The organism is Ottowia beijingensis, assembly GCF_013423955.1.
GTDB lineage: Bacteria > Pseudomonadota > Gammaproteobacteria > Burkholderiales > Burkholderiaceae_C > Ottowia > Ottowia beijingensis.
The window spans coordinates 1952150-1967692 of record NZ_JACCKX010000001.1; the positions used below are offsets into that span (position 1 = coordinate 1952150).

A 15543-nucleotide genomic window follows, 5' to 3' on the forward strand; every position below is an offset into this window, starting at 1 on the left:
AGGGAGAGGGAGCTGTCCGGACGCTGGGCTGCGCGGCCAGCCCACCCAACGGCCGCGGAGCAGGCCATGCGGGAACGCCGTGGCCGGGGTCCCCCGGCCACCAGCGTTGTCCCCTTCCAGGGGAAGGCGCGTCAGCGCCTCAGGGGTCGCCGATTTTTCTGGCAATTCGATCTTGACTTCGAGGACTTCCAGGTCGTCCTGCCGCTCCAGGTTGACCTTGATGTCCTTCGGATCGATCTTGACGTACTTGCTGATGACGGCGATCAGGTCGCGCTGCAGGTCGGGCAGGTAGTCGGGCTCGAAGGCGGCGCGGCCGCCGCGCTCGTGCGCCAGGATGATCTGCAGGCGCTCCTTGGCGACGCTGGCGGTCTTCTTCTTCTCGCCCAGGAAGAATGAGAGGAAGGACATGTTCACTTGCCCCCGAACAGGCGCTTGAAGAAGCCCGGCTTCTCGGCCTCGATGTAGCGCAGCGGAATGTCGGCGCCCAGGAAGCGCTCGATGACGTCGGTGTAGGCGCCGGCCACGTCGGTGCCCTTCAGGTGCACCGCCGGCAGGCCCTGGTTGGAAGCCTGCAGCACCGCATCGCTCTCGGGGATCACGCCGATCAGCTTGATGCGCAGGATGTCCTGGATGTCCTCCAGGCTCAGCATCTGGCCGTCGGCCACGCGGTTGGGGTTGTAGCGGGTGATGAGCAGGTGCTCCTTCACCGGCTCCTTGCCGTCGATGGCGCGCTGCGTCTTGCTGCCCAGCATGCCCAGGATGCGGTCGGAGTCGCGCACGCTGCTCACCTCGGGGTTGGTGACGATCAGCGCCTCGTCGGCGTAGCGCATGGCCAGCAGGGCGCCGGTCTCGATGCCGGCGGGCGAGTCGCAAACGATGTAATCGAAGTCCATCGCCGCCAGGTCGTCCAGCACCTTCTTCACGCCTTCCTGCGTCAGCGCGTCCTTGTCGCGCGTCTGGCTGGCGGCCAGCACGTACAGGTTCTCGCACTGCTTGTCCTTGATGAGGGCCTGCGTCAGGTTGGCCTCGCCCTGGATGACGTTGACGAAGTCGTACACCACGCGGCGCTCGCAGCCCATGATGAGGTCGAGGTTGCGCAGGCCGACGTCGAAGTCGATGACGGCGGTCTTGTGGCCCTTCAGGGCCAGGCCGGTGGAGAAGGCGGCGCTGGTGGTCGTCTTGCCGACGCCCCCTTGCCGGAGGTCACCACAACGATTTTGGTCATGTCAATTGCTCCCATCGCGCGCAACAGCGCACGAAGAACGTGGATGGGCTAGGTCAAAAATTCCGATGGCCGCGGAGCAGGCCGAGCCAGGCAACGCCGTGCCCGGACCTGCGCCGGGCACTGGCGTTGTCCCCTCGCGCAGCAGAGGGGGAAGGCGCGTGAGCGACTCAGGGGCGTGCTTCATTCGATCGGTTCGAAAATGAGTTTGTCGCCGGCCTCGCTGGAGGCCAGTCGCACACTGGCAGCGCGGCCCCACACGGTGTCGGGCAGGGGTCGTCGCCGGTGCGGTAGACGCCGGCGATGGACACCAGGTCAGGCCGCATGTCGCGCGCGAAGATGCGCGCCTCGGCCCACCCGCGTGCGCCGGCAATGGCGCGGCCGCGCAGCGGCGCGTAGACGTGGATGTGGCCGTCGGCAATCACCTCGGCACCCGGGTTGACCATGGCCAGCAGCACCAGGTCGCGCCCGCGCGCATACACCTGCTGGCCCGAGCGCAGCGGCCGGTCGATCACCAGCGCGCCGGGCGGCGGTGGCTCCGGCGCGGTGGCGGCGCTGTCGGCGGTGGGCAGCGTGGCGTCTGCAGCGGGCGGGGTGGGTCCCCGTGCCTCGGGCGCCAGCAGCAGGCCCAGCGCCTGCGCATCGGCCTGCTGCTGCGCGCTGCCGCCGCGCACCGCCAGCAGGCGCAGGCGGCGTTCGTGCAGCAACTCGCCCACGCGCTGGAAGTCGATGCTGGCCTCGGCCTGCTCGGCCGGCAGCAGGGCCAGGTCGAGCACCACGCCGTCGTCCTCGAAGAAGTCGGGCATGTCGCCGTACTGCGCCTGCAGTTCGTCGGCCAGCACGTCCAGTTCGCTTGATTTCAGGCGCAGCGCCAGCAGCGGCAGGTTGGCGCTCTTGATGTCGAAGGTGGAAGGGCTGCGGCCGGCAAGGGCAACGGACATGGTCGCAGAAAGCGTCGGTGAAGGCGGTCCGCGGCGCGGACGTCAAAGCCGAGCGATCTTACCAGCCGCACTGCACTGCAAACGCCGGCAAACGTACGGCGGTGTAACAGGGTGCCCGGGTGTGTTCAGCGCTCCGCTGTCTTGTCTCTTAGGTCTTTTATATAAGCGTAGTAGTCGTAGTAGGTGCCCTGCACTTTTGTGGACAAAGCCGCCAAAGCCTGCAGCGGCAAGGGTTTGCCGGCGGTCGCGGTCTGTGGGCAAGACGGGCGGGATGGAGGGGTCGGGCAGGGACAACTTGGCGGCCGCCGCGGGTTCTGTGGATAAGGCGCCGGTTGTGCCAGCACTGTCCACAGGCTTGTCCGCAGGGGCGACTCAGGCCGCCCCCGGCCTTATTTGTCGATGATCCACTGGATGATGCCCTTGGCGATGAAGCCCACCATGCCGAAAGCCAGCGCCAGGAACAGCACGAAGGTGCCGAACTTGCCGGCCTTGGCCTCCCAGGCCAGCTGCGCGACGATGAAGATCATGTAGAGCATGAAGGCGCCGACCCCGATGGTGAGGCCGAACCAGGCGATCTGCTCTTCGTTGAAGCCGAACATGTCAGTACCCGACAGCGCCGCGTTGCACGGGCGGCGCAGACAAAACAAGAGAGGGCGGGACGACGCTCATTTCATCCCTTCCGGTGGCAGGCGCTCGGGCAGGCTGGCGGCGTCCACCAGCGCCCGGTAGGCGTGCCAGCTGGCATGGCCGAGCCAGGGCAGGATGACAATCAGACCCAGCAGCCCGGTGGCCATGCCCAGCAGCGTCAGCCCCATGATGAGCGCGGCCCACAATGCCAGGGCACCGGGGTTGGTCATCACCGTCTGCCAGCTGGTCAAAACGGCCTGCAGCACATCGACCCGGCGGTCCAGCAGCAGCGGCATGCTGACCACGCTGGAGGCGAACAGCGGCGCCGCCATCAGCGCGCCCATGGTCAGCCACAGCTCGAACAGGTGGCCGCCGGGCGCCAGCACCACGTGGCGCACGAAGTCCATCGGCGTGTGCACCGGCTGCGGCGCCATCAGGGTGATGAGCGCGGCCGAGGTCAGCACCCAGCCGGTGCCCGCCAGCGACAGCAGCAGGCCGAAGCGCACCAGGCTCCAGTAGCCGCCGTGCACGGCGTAGCGCGAGTATTGCCAGCGCGTCCAGGTCTTCCGGATGGTGCGCCAGCCGGCGGGCTCGCCGCGCTCCAGCGCGCGGCTCAGCGCGTACAGGCTGGTGGCCAGCACCGGCGCCACCACCAGAAAGCCCGAAAACGCGCCGGCCAATAGCCAGAAACGATCACCCGCCAGCCACAGCAGCAGCAGACCGAACACTGCCATGGCCACGCCGTGCACCAGGCTGCAGGTGCCGCAGCGCCACAGGTCGCGCCAGCCCTGGCCGAGCCAGCCAAGCGGCGCCGTCAGCTCGACCTGGCGCACGGCCGGCAGTTTCAGGGTGCCGCGCGGCGGACGGGGCGGCAGCGGAGGAGGGGAGGAGCGGTGTAGGGCACGGTGCGCAGCTTAAGGCCGTTCCGGCGCCGGCGCCAGAGTGCCGATGCGGTCGATTTCTATCAAAAGTATAGCTGTGTGCGTCGCTTGGGTGCCTTGTGAGGTCTTGTGCGGTGGGTGGCTTCAGGACACGGACAGACGCTGAGATCACTACACTATCAGGAGCTTCTAGCGCTTGTCTGATAAGCGTTTGAGTCCGATTGGGCATGTAAAAACCGCCCGAAGGCGGTTGGTTGGATGAAGGTTGATGGCTCAGCGGCCCAGCGCGTTCATGGTCTCGCTGTCCAGGCGGCCGGTGGCCATCAGTCCCTCGTCGCGCTGGAACTGGCGCAGCGCGTTGGCCGTGCGCGGGCCGGAGATGCCATCGACCGTACCGGGGTCGTAGCCCTTGTCCAGCAGGCGCTGCTGGGCCTGGCGCACCGTCAGGCGCACCGGGCCCTGCTCGGCGGCCGGCGCGGTGACCGCGGGTGCGGGGGCAGGCTCGGCCGGCGCCGTCACCGGCGCTGGTGCGGGTTGGGGTGTGGCGGTGGTGGTCGGCTCGGAGGCGCAGGCGGCCAGCAGGGCCAGCGGCGCGCCCAGGGCGATCAGGCGGGTCAGCGATGCAGTCATGTGGTGTTCCTTCCGTGCGTTGGTATGACGGGCAGACTGGCGGTGCCAGCCCGTAGCCCGTACGCATACGGTAACACCCCGGGTTTCAGCGGAGAGAAACCGGTGCCCAGGCCGACCTGGTGGCAGGAAAAAATGGCCGGCGGGCACCTTGAGGCACCTGCCGGCCGAGGCGGCACCGCGTTTTGGGTGCCGCTTATTCAAGGGTCAGCGGGTCAACGCCAGCCCATGCCACCGCGCGGGCCATGGCCAGGCCCGCCACGCTTGCCGCCCTTGTCACCGCGCATGGCGCGGTCGTCGTAGATCTTCTGCTGCTCGGGTGTGAGCTGGGCGTAGAAGGTCTTGACGGCATCGCCGCGCTGCTTCATTTGCGCGTGGCGCTCGTCGGCCCGTTGCTGCATGCGGTCGATGCGCTGCGGCGTGCTGAGTTGGGCGAACTCGGCGCGGTCCATGCGCTGACCAGGGCCGCGCATATTGGCCGGTGGCTGCATGGCGCCGGTGTAGGCGGTCCAGGCGGCTTCCTGCGCCGGGGTGATCTTCAGCTGCGCCTTCAGATCGGCCATGCGCTGGGCGCGGCGCTCTGCCATGCGTTGCTGGCGCTGCTCCATGCGCTTCTGGGCTCGGCCGGGTCCATGCGGCCGCGCTGCTGCACGGCGGTGGTTTCACCCGCGGCGGGCGTTGCGGGGGCGGGGGTTTGAGCGACGGCGAAGGCGCCGGTGGCGGCCAGCACGGCGGCGATGAAGAGGCGTTTCGGGGTCTGAGCCATGGTGTGCTTCCTTTCAGGATCGGGACTCGGGATCAATGCGTGGCTGGCGGTGGGCTGAAAGGCCTGGCGCCGGCTTGAAAGGAAGTTTGCGCGCCGCGTGTATCGCGCCCATCAGCGGCGCATGTCGGTTTGTAAAGATGGGTGAAATTTCTGCCGCTGGCGGCGCCTCAGTGGCCTGCCAGGTTGTCGAGGATCGGGCACTCCGGTCGGTCGTCGCCGTGGCAGTGATGCAATAGATTTTGTAGCGTCTTGCGCATGTCCTGCATGGCCTGGATGCGTTTTTGCAGCTCATCCGCATGGCGCGTGGCGATGCGTTTGACGTCGGCGCTGGCGCGCTGGCGGTCGTGCCACAGGCTCACCAGTTCGGCGATCTCGGCCATCGAGAAGCCCAGATCGCGCGCCCGCTTGATGAAGCGCAGGGTGTGCACGTCAGCCGGCGTGTACTGGCGGTAGCCGGCGTCGGTGCGGGCCACGGCGCCCAGCAGGCCGAGCGCCTCGTAGTGGCGCACCATCTTGGCCGACACGCCCGAGGCACGGGCCGCCTCGCCGATGGCGACCGGGCTGGTGGCGGTGCTCATTCGTCGACGCTGTAGCCTTCTTCCCTGATGGCGGCGGCGATGGTCTCGCGCGGCTGGGTCGACTGCACCTCGACCAGATTGTTGGCACGGTCGATCTTGACCTCGGCCCCGCCGTCGATCTGCTTGATGGCGCGGGTGACGGCCGCCTCGCAGTGGCCGCAGGTCATGCCGGTGACGGTGAATTGCTGGGACATGGTTCGGGTCTCCTTGAAGAATGGATGGGTGACAAAAGCATAGCCTGAGGCTTGCCACCGTGGGAAGGTCAAGGGGCTTGCGGTAGCGTAGGCGGTGGCCGCGCGCGGGTTGTTCGGGTGGAAGGGACGGGGCTGGTATCCAAGTCCTAGATCAAGTAGCTAATGGGAGTATCGATTGCCAGCGCTGGATGGATAAGCGCTGGTGGTTATATGGATTGGGAGTATGTTCATGCTTCAACCCCAAAGCCGGGTCAGATGCCCACCGAAGATGCCAACATGAATGCCCGCCCTTCCCTGTTCCAAACAGCTTCGCCATGACCCCGACCGTCGCCCCGATCTCCACCAGCATCCGCATTGCACGCTGCGCCCCTGGCGCGAGGGTGACCAGGACGCGCTGGTGCGCCATGCCAACCACCGCGCGGTGTGGCGCAACCTGACGGGCATGTTTCCGCACCCGTACACGCGCGCCGATGCCGACAGCTGGATCGTGACGGCGCAAGCCGATGCACGCAGCCTGCACCTGGCGATTGCGCTGGATGACGAGGTGATCGGCGGCATCGGCGCCATCGCGGGCAGCGGCATCGCGGTGGCGACGGCCGATTTCGGCTACTGGCTGGGCGAGGCGTTGTGGGGCCGCGGGCTGGCGAGCGCGGCGGTGCTGGCGTTCAAGGCGCATCTGCTGCGCTCGGGCCGCTTCGCGCGGCTGCAGGCGGGCGTGTTCGCGTGGAACCCGGCGTCGATGCGCGTGCTGGAGAAGGCCGGCTTCGTGCGCGAGGGCGTGCTGCGCCACAGCGTGACCAAGGACGGCGCGCTGATCGACAGCGTGATGTACGCCTGCACCGCGGCCTGAAGGCGGCGCCCGCCGGGGGCAAAAGACCGCCCGCTTGACCTTGACATGGGGTGAAGCCTCACACTGGGCGCATGAACGATATCGCCACCACCGCCACGCTGGACCTCGGCGTGGGCGGCATGACCTGCGCCAGCTGCGTGTCGCGCGTCGAGCGCGCCTTGAAGAAGGTGCCCGGCGTGCAGGACGCGGCCGTGAACCTGGCCACCGAATCGGCCCGCGTGACCTATGCCGGCGGCGATGACATGGCCGCCGTGCTGCGCCGCGCCGTGCGCGACGCCGGCTACGAGCCGCGCGCGGCCGATGCCGCCATCGACGCCGCCGATGCCGGGCCGTGGGCCGGCTTCTGGCCGGTGGGCGTGGGCCTGCTGCTGTGCGCGCCGCTGGTGCTGCCGATGCTGGGCATGCCCTTCGGCTGGCACTGGATGCCGCCGCCGTGGGTGCAGTTCGTGCTGGCCACGCCGGTGCAGTTCTGGCTGGGGGCGCGTTTCTACAAGTCGGCCTGGGGCGCGATCAAGGCGAAGAGCGGCAACATGGAACTGCTGGTGTCGATCGGCACCACGGCGGCGTGGCTGCTGTCGGTGTGGCTGTGGCTGGGCAAGCCGCACGCCGATGGGCACGTGCCGCACCTGTACTTCGAGAGTGCCGCGGTCGTCGTCACCCTGGTGCGGCTGGGCAAGTGGCTGGAAGAGCGCGCCAAGCGCCAGACCACCGCCGCCATCCGCGCGCTGCATGCGCTGCGGCCCGAGGTGGCGCACCTGATCGACTGGGACGGCAGCGAGAAGGACATCCCGGTGGATGAGCTGCGCACGGGCGACCGGCTGGCCGTGCGCCCCGGCGAGCGCGTGCCGGCCGATGGCACGGTGACGGAAGGTGCCACGCAGGTGGATGAATCGATGCTGACGGGCGAGCCCTTGCCCGTGAGCAAGGCCGTGGGCGACGCGCTGACCGGCGGCTCGATCAACGGCGACGGCCGCGTGCTGCTGCAGGTGACGGCGGCCGGCAGCGAGAGCGTGCTGGCGCACATCATCCGCCTGGTGCAGGACGCGCAGGCGGTGAAGGCGCCGGTGCAGCGGCTGGTGGACAAGGTGGCGGCGGTGTTCGTGCCGGTGGTGATCGTGATCGCGCTGGGCACCTTTCTGGGCTGGTGGCTGTGGGGCGGCACGGGGCTGGAGACGGCCATCATCCGCGCCGTGGCCGTGCTGGTCATCGCCTGCCCGTGCGCGCTGGGGCTGGCCACGCCCACGGCCATCATGGCGGGCACGGGGGTGGCGGCGAAGTTCGGCATCCTGATCAAGGACGCCGAGGCGCTGGAGGTGGCGCACCGCGTGGACACGGTGGCCTTCGACAAGACCGGCACGCTGACGCAGGGCCAGCCGCGCCTGCTGGCGCTGCTGCCGGCGCCGGGTGTGGACGAGGCGGCGGCGCTGCAGACGGCGGCCAGCCTGCAGTCGGGCAGCGAACACCCGCTGGCGCGCGCCGTGCTGGCGGCGGCGCGCGATGGCGGCGTGGCCTTCGATGCGCCGCAGGACGTGCGCGCCGTGCCGGGCCGCGGCACCGAAGGCACGGTGGCCGGCCACGGCGTGCTGATCGGCAGCCAGCGCTGGATGCGGGAGCTGGCCGTGGATTTGAAGCCTTTTGAGGCTACAGCGCAGGCGCAGCAAGCGCAGGACGCTACTATTTCAATAGTTGCCGTGCGCACGGGCGAGGGCGCAGCACCACGTGCCGTGGCGCTGCTGGCCTTCGGTGACGAGCCGAAAGCCGGTGCGCGCGCGGCCATCGACACGCTGCACGCGCGCGGCATCCGCGCCGTGATGATCAGCGGCGACAACCGCGCCGCCGCCGAGGCCATGGCGCGCCGGCTGGGCCTGAAGCCCGAGGACGGTGAGGTGCTGGCCGAGGTGCTGCCGGGCGACAAGGCGGATGCCGTGCAGGCGTTGAAGCGCGGCACCCTCCCCGCTGGGGAGGGCTGGGGTGGGGGCTGGCCACGCTGGCGATGACGCTGCGGTGGATCAAATGGCGCAGCCCCCATCCCCACCTTCCCCCAGCGGGGAAGGGGTGAACAGCCGAATCTTCACCCCGGTACGCTCCCTCTTCCCGGTGGGGGAGAGGGCTGGGGTGAGGGTGGGGAGCCTTCGCACGGCACGGTTGCCGATCAGGCGCCGCGGCCCTCGCCCCCAGCCTCTCCCGCCCGCGGGAGAGGGCGCAAGCCCCACGTCGTCGCCATGGTCGGCGACGGCGTCAACGACGCGCCCGCGCTGGCGGCAGCCGACGTGGGCATGGCCATGGGCAGCGGCACCGACGTGGCCATGCACGCGGCCGGCATCACGCTGATGCGCGGCGACGTCGGCCTGGTGCCGGCGGCGCTGGACATCTCGCAGCGCACGGTGGCCAAGATCCGCCAGAACCTGTTCTGGGCCTTCATCTACAACGTGGCCGGCATTCCGCTGGCCGCGCTGGGCTACCTGAGCCCGGTGCTGGCCGGCGCGGCCATGGCACTGTCTTCGGTCAGCGTCACGACGAACGCCCTGATGCTGAGGCGCTGGCGTCCGGCGGCCAGTGCCACCACCGGCCGTGGGGACTAAAGTGTGAAATAAGTCGCGGTGGACCGTTAGACTGCGCGGCGTGTCCGACTGCCGAAGAACGTCCGCCATGCGCTTCCATTCCGCCTTGTTGGCTACGACCCTGCTGGCTGTACTGCTTGTCACGGGGTGCAAGCCATCCGCTACTGAATCTGTGCCGGCTCCGGCCCATCCCCAGCCGGGCTCGGCCCCGCGCCGGCGCCTGTGCCCGTGCCCGTGCCCGTGCCCGCCGCCAGCGCGCCGCAGGCCGCCTTCGATATCGCCAAGCTGCCGCTGAGCCAGGTCACGCTGGGCGAATGGCCATACCTGGGGCTTCCCGACGGCTATATCGCCGAGGGCGCGCCAACCGCACCAAGGCGTTTGCCCGTTTTCCGTTCTGGGTCAACGGCGCGGCGCACTGGGTGGAAGGGCGGTTTCATGAATGGCGCTTCAGCGCCCAGCCAGGGGCGCAGTATTCACCGCCGGAAGTAGCCAAGAACGTGGAGAGCATGGTGCAGCAACTTGGCGGCGTGAAGGTGAGCGAGGGCAAGCTCCCGGCCGAAACCGCCAACAGCTGGGGTGACGAGATCACCCAGGGCTTCATCGACGGACTGGGTGATGTGTGGAACCGTCCCGTCACTACCTATGTGGTGCGCCGCGACGACGGCAACATCTGGGTGCACTTCGGGCAGAACAACGAACAGGGGTGGATGACCCTTGGGCAGGAAAAGGCCTTCCAGCCCAGCGCCCAGTTGCTGCCCGCCGGCGAGCTGAAAAAGCAGCTCGACAGCGCCGGCAAGGTCACCATCGCCGTCAACTTCGATACCGACAAGACCTCCATCCTGCCCAGTTCGCAGCCGCAGATCGATCAGGTGCTGCAGTTGCTGAAGGACGACCCGGCGCTGCGCCTGTCGGTGAACGGTCACACCGACAACCGGGGCGACGCCGCGCACAACCAGGCGCTCTCCGAAGGCCGCGCCCGGGCCGTGGTGTCGGCCCTCAACGGCCAAGGCATCGAAGCCGCTCGGCTGACGGCGCAGGGCTTCGGCGACACCCAGCCGGTGGCCGACAACAGCTCCGACGAGGGCCGTGCGCGCAACCGGCGGGTGGAGCTGGTCAAGGCCTGACGGGAGGCGTCCATGGCTGATGCGGTCGGCGCGGAAACCGACCGTGATTGCTTGATGCGCATCAACTTCGAACCGGGTTGGATGGCCAGCGTTCGCGCCTGCGCGGGCAGTTGTGGCATGCTCGCATTTCACGCCCGCCAAGCGGAGAGGAGACTGATTTGAAACACCGGAGTCTGGAGATCATCCGCGACGAGCATTCGTCGCTTGCCGCCATGCTGCAGTCCATGCGGATGCTGGTGGACCGCGGGCCCGGCGACGACCCGAAGAACTTCTTCGACGTGCTGCGTGCCATGCTGTTCTACATCGACGAGTTTCCCGAGCGCCTGCACCACCCGAAGGAGACGGAACTGCTGTTCCCCGCGTGGCTGCCGCCGCGCCCGAGGTGGGCGTGGCCATTGCCCGGCTCGACCGCGACCACGAGTACACCGAGAAGGCCGTGCGCGATATCCAGCACCTGCTGATGGCGTGGGAATACATGGGCGAATCGCGCCGCCAGGCCTTCGTGGACGGGTTCACCCGCTACGTCAATCTGTACCTGGCGCACATGCAGCTGGAAGAGCAGGAAGTGCTGCCCGCCGCCGAGAAGCACCTGACCGAGGCTGACTGGGCACTGCTGGACGCCGAGTTCGAGAAGAACTGCGACCCACTGACCGGCAAGTACAAGCCCGACCCGGCCTACGAGGCGCTGTTCACCCGCATCGTGATGAACGCGCCCGCGCCCATCGGACTGGGCGGCGGCTGACGGCCCCTGCCCTGAACCTGAAAAGGCCGCCACCGCGCGGCCTTTTGCCGCCCGGCGTTTGTACTGCACCCCAGTATCCCGTAGACTGGCCGTGAGTACCTGCCATGCCCCATTCACCCGACGACAAGAAGCGCGCCATCACGCGCCTGCGCCGCATCCGCGGCCAGGCCGAGGCGCTGGAGCGCAGCATTGCCGACGGCGCCGACTGCGGCCCCGTGCTGCAGCAGTTGGCCGCCATGCGCGGCGCCGTCAACGGTCTGATGGCCGACGTGCTGGAGGGCCACCTGCGCGAATCCTTCGGCCACGCCGACTGCAGCATCGAAGCATTGCAAGACCCCGCCCATGCGCGCACGCACGAGGCCATCGACGAGATTTCGTCGCTCGTGCGCTCGTACCTCAAGTAAACCCGTTCACCAGGAGACACGCCCATGAAATCCCGCGCCGCCGTTGCCTTTGCCGCTGGCCAACCGCTTGAGATCGTCGAGATCGACGTCGCCCCGCCGAAGAAGGGCGAAGTCCTCATCAAGATCACCCACACCGGCGTCTGCCACACCGACGCCTTCACGCTGAGCGGTGACGACCCCGAGGGCATCTTCCCCGCTGTGCTGGGCCACGAGGGCGCGGGCATCGTGGTGGAGTGTGGCGAGGGCGTGACCAGCGTGAAGCCAGGCGACCACGTGATCCCGCTCTACACCGCCGAATGCGGCGAATGCCTGTTCTGCAAGAGCGGCAAGACCAACCTGTGCGTCTCGGTGCGCGCCACGCAGGGCAAGGGCGTGATGCCCGACGGCACCACGCGCTTTTCATACAACGGCCAGCCCATCTACCACTACATGGGCTGTTCCACCTTCAGCGAATACACCGTGGTGGCCGAGGTGTCGCTGGCCAAGGTGAACCCCGATGCCAACCCCGAACAGGTCTGCCTGCTGGGCTGTGGCGTGACCACGGGCCTGGGCGCGGTGAAGAACACCGCCAAGGTGCAGCCGGGCGACAGCGTGGCCGTGTTCGGCCTGGGCGGCATCGGCCTGGCGGTGATCCAGGGTGCCAAGCTGGCCAGTGCGGGCCGCATCATCGCCATCGACACCAACCCGGGCAAGTTCGACCTGGCACGCACCTTCGGCGCCACCGACTGCGTGAACCCGAAAGACCACGAAAAGCCGATCCAGCAGGTGATCGTGGAGATGACCACCTGGGGCGTCGACCACAGCTTCGAGTGCATCGGGAACGTGCAGGTGATGCGCGCCGCGCTCGAATGCGCGCACCGCGGCTGGGGCCAGAGCGTGATCATCGGCGTGGCCGGCGCGGGGCAGGAGATTTCGACCCGGCCGTTCCAGCTCGTCACCGGCCGCAAGTGGATGGGCACGGCGTTTGGCGGCGTGAAGGGGCGCAGCGAGTTGCCGGGCATGGTGGACGATGCGATGGCGGGGCGGATTCAGCTGGCGCCCTTCGTCACGCACACCATGCCGCTGACGGAGATCAACACCGCGTTCGACCTGATGCACGAGGGCAAGTCGATCCGGAGCGTGGTGCACTACGCTTGAATGCCCCCGTGCTTGATCTGCTCCTGCCTCGGATTTAATATCTATTAACAACAGATAGGAGAAATCCCATGCCCACCAGCGTTGCGCTTGGCAGTCATTTCGAGGTTTTCGCCCGCGAGCAAGTGCAGAGCGGCAGATTCAACAACGTCAGCGAAGTCGTGCGTGCCGGCTTGCGCCTGCTCGAAGAAAGCGAGCAGCGCCGGCAACTGGAATTGGACGCGCTGCGGGCCGAGATCGCCGCCGGTTTGGCCAGTGGCGCTCCGCGGCCTGCGGAGGAGGTTTTCGCGCGCGCCGAGACCAGATTCGCCGACCGGGCGCGCTGATGCGCCTCGGCTTCACGCCGCTGGCGGAGCAGGATCTGGTGTCGATCGCCGACTACATCGCCACCGACAACCCACGCCGGGCCGCCAGCTTCGTGCGGGAGTTGCGCCAACAATGCGAACGCATCAAGCGCAACCCGACCGGCTACCGGCTGCGTCCCGAATTGGGCGAAGGCATCCGCTCTTGTGCGCACGGCCGCTACATGGTTTTTTATCGCATCGGCCAGCGAGATCGTCGTCGTGCGCATTCTGCATGGCGCGCGCGATTTGCCAGCGCAGTTCGCAGCGGATGAGACCCCGCCCTGAACCGATCCCTCTACAGGAGTCCACCATGCAACGCACCGAACACCACGCCAGCTTCGGCGGCCGCCAGGAAGTCTGGCAGCACGCCAGCACCAGCACGGGCACCGACATGAAGGTCGGTGTCTACCTGCCGCCTGCCGCCTTGAAGGGCGAGCAGTGCCCGGTGCTGTACTGGCTCTCGGGCCTGACCTGCACCGAGCAGAACTTCATCACCAAGGCCGGCGCGCAGCAGTTCGCGGCCGAGCACAACCTAATCCTCGTCGCGCCCGACACCAGCCCGCGGGGCGAAGGCGTGGCCAACGACGACGCCTACGACCTGGGTCAGGGCGCGGGCTTCTACCTGAACGCCACGCAGGCGCCGTGGGCACCGCACTTCCGCATGGAGGATTACGTGGTGCAGGAGCTGCCGGCGCTGATCGAGCAGCACTTTCCGGCCAGCGCCGCGCGCGGCATCTTCGGCCACAGCATGGGCGGCCACGGCGCGCTGACGCTGGCGCTGCGCCATCCCGGCAAGTACAAAAGCGTGAGCGCGTTCAGCCCCATCGTGGCGCCGTCGCAGGTGCCGTGGGGGCAGAAGGCGCTGAAGGCGTATCGGGGCGACGACCCGGCGGCGTGGAAGCAGCACGACACCGTGGCGCTGATTGCCGGTGCCACCGAGCGCCTGCCGCTGCTGGTCGATCAGGGCGATGCCGACGAGTTTCTGGCCGAGCACCTCAGGCCCGAGCTGCTGCAGGCCGCGTGCGACAAGGCCGGCCACCCGCTGACGCTGCGCATGCAGCCCGGCTACGACCACAGCTACTACTTCATCGCCAGCTTCATGGCCGATCACCTGGCGCACCACGCGCGGGCACTGCGCCCGGAGCGCTGATACCGAGGGGTTCCACGGCGGGCGCGGTCGTCGGCGCGGCGGGGATGCCGCGGGTGGGCCGTGGGGTGGCGCCAGGCCGGCGTACAGCACGCCCACGATGAGCAGACTGGCGAAAACGATGGCGAGCGCTTGTTGTGTGGTCATGGTGCCTCCCCAGAGCAACGAGGCCCATTGGAGCGCAGTCACGTGCTGTGCACCATCAGCCATTGGGCCAGGGCCACCCCACTTTGGTTGTAGGCGGCCCTGAAGGACGCGGCCTCAGCCGCCCAGCGTCGGGTAGTCGGTGTAGCCCTGGGCGCCACCGCCGTACATGGTGGCCTTGTCCAGCCCCTGGTAAGGCCCGCCGTGGCGGATGCGGGCGGCCAGGTCGGGCATGCTGATGAAGGCCTTGCCGAAGGCCACCAGATCGGCGCGGCCGGAGGCGACAGCGTCTTCGGCCAGCACCGGGTCGTAGCCGTTGTTCACCATCCACGCGCCGCGGCCGCCGGCCTGGCGGTAGGCGGCCTTCATGGCGGCATAGTCGAACGGGCGCCCGGGCACCTCGCGCGGGCCGCCGGTGGCGCCTTCGATGACGTGGATGTAGGCCAGGCCGAGCGGCGCGAGCTGGCGGATGAGGTAATCGAACAGCGGCTGCGGCTCGGCGTCGTCGATGCCGTTGGCGGGCGTGACGGGCGATAGTCGGATGCCCACGCGGTCGTGGCCCACGGCATCGATCACGGCGCGGGTCACTTCCAGCATCAGGCGGGCACGGTTCTCGATCTTGCCGCCGTAGTCGTCGGTGCGCTGGTTGGCGCCGGTCTTCAGGAACTGGTCCAGCAGGTAGCCGTTGGCGCCGTGGATCTCGACGCCGTCGAAGCCGGCCGACTTGACGGCGTTGCGCGCGGCGGCGGCGCAGTCGTGCACGATCTGCGGGATCTCGTGCCGGTGCAGGGCGCGCGGCGCGCTGACCGGCGTGAAGTGGCCCTGGCCCTGTTCGTTGAAGACGTAGGTCTTGGCCTCGGCGCGGATGGCCGAGGGCGCCACCGGATCGGCGTTGCCGGGCTGCAGGATGTGGTGCGACACGCGGCCCACGTGCCACAGCTGGCAGACGATCTTGCCGCCCTGCGCGTGCACGGCCTGGGTCACCTTCTTCCAGCCGTCGAGCTGCTCGGTGCCGTACAGGCCGGGCACGTCGGCATAGCCCTGGCCCTGGGGGCTGATGGCGGTGGCCTCGCTGATGATGAGGCCGGCGCCGGTGTCGGGGTTGGCGCGCTGGGCGTAGTACTCGGCCATCAGCGGCGTGGGGTGGCGCCGGGCGCGCGGTTGCGCGTGAGCGGGGCCATGACGATGCGCGTGGCCAGGTCAATGGCGCCGGCGCGGGTGGGTGAAAACAGTGGGCTGGGCATGGTCGATCCTTGC

The 15543-nt window shown here is 68.6% G+C and carries 19 protein-coding genes and 4 pseudogenes; 12 read left to right on the forward strand and 11 right to left on the reverse strand.

Features of this window, described 5'->3' with window-relative positions; genetic code table 11:
• Positions 1 to 147: 147 nt before the first annotated feature.
• From minE to H0I39_RS09875, 10 genes and pseudogenes are all read right to left on the reverse strand, one after another.
• Positions 148 to 408, reverse strand: a pseudogene (minE, locus tag H0I39_RS09830) (cell division topological specificity factor MinE); the annotation flags it as partial.
• Positions 409 to 410: 2 nt separating this feature from the next.
• Positions 411 to 1225: pseudogene (gene minD / locus H0I39_RS09835) on the reverse strand (septum site-determining protein MinD).
• Positions 1226 to 1392: 167 nt separating this feature from the next.
• Positions 1393 to 2163, reverse strand: a complete 771-nt coding sequence (gene minC, locus H0I39_RS09840) for a septum site-determining protein MinC (protein WP_307776802.1) — start codon at positions 2161 to 2163, stop codon at positions 1393 to 1395.
• 389 nt (positions 2164 to 2552) lie between these two features.
• Complete coding sequence (locus H0I39_RS09845) at positions 2553 to 2762, reverse strand: DUF2788 domain-containing protein (protein WP_180550367.1); 210 nt, start codon at positions 2760 to 2762, stop codon at positions 2553 to 2555.
• 66 nt (positions 2763 to 2828) lie between these two features.
• Positions 2829 to 3632 (reverse strand): DUF2189 domain-containing protein, encoded by an 804-nt coding sequence (locus H0I39_RS09850; protein ID WP_257646089.1) that lies wholly within the window; start codon positions 3630 to 3632, stop codon positions 2829 to 2831.
• Between the two features lie 312 nt (positions 3633 to 3944).
• Complete coding sequence (locus tag H0I39_RS09855; protein ID WP_180550368.1) at positions 3945 to 4301, reverse strand: peptidoglycan-binding domain-containing protein; 357 nt, start codon at positions 4299 to 4301, stop codon at positions 3945 to 3947.
• 212 nt (positions 4302 to 4513) lie between these two features.
• A complete protein-coding gene (locus tag H0I39_RS09860; protein WP_180550369.1) occupies positions 4514 to 4885 on the reverse strand; it encodes a Spy/CpxP family protein refolding chaperone in 372 nt (123 codons plus the stop codon).
• The gene (locus H0I39_RS09865; RefSeq protein WP_180550370.1) at positions 4849 to 5064 is read right to left on the reverse strand and encodes a hypothetical protein; all 216 of its coding nucleotides are present in this window, start codon (positions 5062 to 5064) and stop codon (positions 4849 to 4851) included. The genes H0I39_RS09860 and H0I39_RS09865 overlap by 37 nt, the downstream gene beginning before the upstream one ends.
• Before the next feature lie 167 nt (positions 5065 to 5231).
• Positions 5232 to 5642 carry a Cu(I)-responsive transcriptional regulator gene (gene cueR, locus H0I39_RS09870; protein ID WP_180550371.1) on the reverse strand — a complete coding sequence of 137 codons (411 nt, stop codon included), beginning with the start codon at positions 5640 to 5642 and terminating at the stop codon, positions 5232 to 5234.
• On the reverse strand, positions 5639 to 5836 hold the full coding sequence (locus tag H0I39_RS09875) for a heavy-metal-associated domain-containing protein (RefSeq protein WP_180550372.1): 198 nt from the start codon (positions 5834 to 5836) through the stop codon (positions 5639 to 5641). The genes cueR and H0I39_RS09875 overlap by 4 nt, the downstream gene beginning before the upstream one ends.
• Positions 5837 to 6116: 280 nt before the next feature.
• Here H0I39_RS09875 and H0I39_RS09880 point away from each other — a divergent pair, with 280 nt between their 5' ends.
• The 12 genes and pseudogenes from H0I39_RS09880 (at position 6117) to fghA (ending at position 14145) form a co-directional block, all read left to right on the forward strand.
• Positions 6117 to 6686, forward strand: coding sequence for a GNAT family N-acetyltransferase (locus H0I39_RS09880; protein WP_180550373.1), 570 nt, complete (start codon positions 6117 to 6119; stop codon positions 6684 to 6686).
• A 71-nt stretch (positions 6687 to 6757) separates the two neighbouring features.
• On the forward strand, positions 6758 to 8683 hold the full coding sequence (locus H0I39_RS09885; RefSeq protein ID WP_257645734.1) for a heavy metal translocating P-type ATPase: 1926 nt from the start codon (positions 6758 to 6760) through the stop codon (positions 8681 to 8683).
• Between the two features lie 210 nt (positions 8684 to 8893).
• Positions 8894 to 9268 (forward strand): annotated as a pseudogene (locus H0I39_RS09890) (HAD-IC family P-type ATPase); the annotation flags it as partial.
• Between the two features lie 485 nt (positions 9269 to 9753).
• On the forward strand, positions 9754 to 10371 hold the full coding sequence (locus H0I39_RS09895; RefSeq protein WP_257645735.1) for an OmpA family protein: 618 nt from the start codon (positions 9754 to 9756) through the stop codon (positions 10369 to 10371).
• A gap of 12 nt (positions 10372 to 10383) precedes the next feature.
• The gene (locus tag H0I39_RS09900) at positions 10384 to 10533 is read left to right on the forward strand and encodes a hypothetical protein (protein WP_180550374.1); all 150 of its coding nucleotides are present in this window, start codon (positions 10384 to 10386) and stop codon (positions 10531 to 10533) included.
• A complete protein-coding gene (locus H0I39_RS23250; protein ID WP_307776803.1) occupies positions 10530 to 10832 on the forward strand; it encodes a hemerythrin domain-containing protein in 303 nt (100 codons plus the stop codon). Before H0I39_RS09900 ends, H0I39_RS23250 begins: the two co-directional genes overlap by 4 nt.
• Positions 10733 to 11113 (forward strand): hemerythrin domain-containing protein, encoded by a 381-nt coding sequence (locus tag H0I39_RS09905; protein WP_307776804.1) that lies wholly within the window; start codon positions 10733 to 10735, stop codon positions 11111 to 11113. Before H0I39_RS23250 ends, H0I39_RS09905 begins: the two co-directional genes overlap by 100 nt.
• A gap of 104 nt (positions 11114 to 11217) precedes the next feature.
• Complete coding sequence (locus H0I39_RS09910; protein WP_180550375.1) at positions 11218 to 11517, forward strand: metal-sensing transcriptional repressor; 300 nt, start codon at positions 11218 to 11220, stop codon at positions 11515 to 11517.
• Between the two features lie 24 nt (positions 11518 to 11541).
• The gene (locus H0I39_RS09915) at positions 11542 to 12654 is read left to right on the forward strand and encodes an S-(hydroxymethyl)glutathione dehydrogenase/class III alcohol dehydrogenase (RefSeq protein WP_180550376.1); all 1113 of its coding nucleotides are present in this window, start codon (positions 11542 to 11544) and stop codon (positions 12652 to 12654) included.
• 68 nt (positions 12655 to 12722) lie between these two features.
• Complete coding sequence (locus tag H0I39_RS09920; RefSeq protein ID WP_180550377.1) at positions 12723 to 12977, forward strand: type II toxin-antitoxin system ParD family antitoxin; 255 nt, start codon at positions 12723 to 12725, stop codon at positions 12975 to 12977.
• The gene (locus H0I39_RS09925) at positions 12977 to 13267 is read left to right on the forward strand and encodes a type II toxin-antitoxin system RelE/ParE family toxin (protein ID WP_257645736.1); all 291 of its coding nucleotides are present in this window, start codon (positions 12977 to 12979) and stop codon (positions 13265 to 13267) included. Before H0I39_RS09920 ends, H0I39_RS09925 begins: the two co-directional genes overlap by 1 nt.
• 38 nt (positions 13268 to 13305) lie before the next feature.
• The gene (gene fghA, locus H0I39_RS09930) at positions 13306 to 14145 is read left to right on the forward strand and encodes an S-formylglutathione hydrolase (RefSeq protein ID WP_180550378.1); all 840 of its coding nucleotides are present in this window, start codon (positions 13306 to 13308) and stop codon (positions 14143 to 14145) included.
• Positions 14146 to 14403: 258 nt separating this feature from the next.
• Here fghA and H0I39_RS09935 read toward each other — a convergent pair.
• A pseudogene (locus tag H0I39_RS09935) lies at positions 14404 to 15530 on the reverse strand (alkene reductase).
• Between the last annotated feature and the right edge of the window lie 13 nt (positions 15531 to 15543).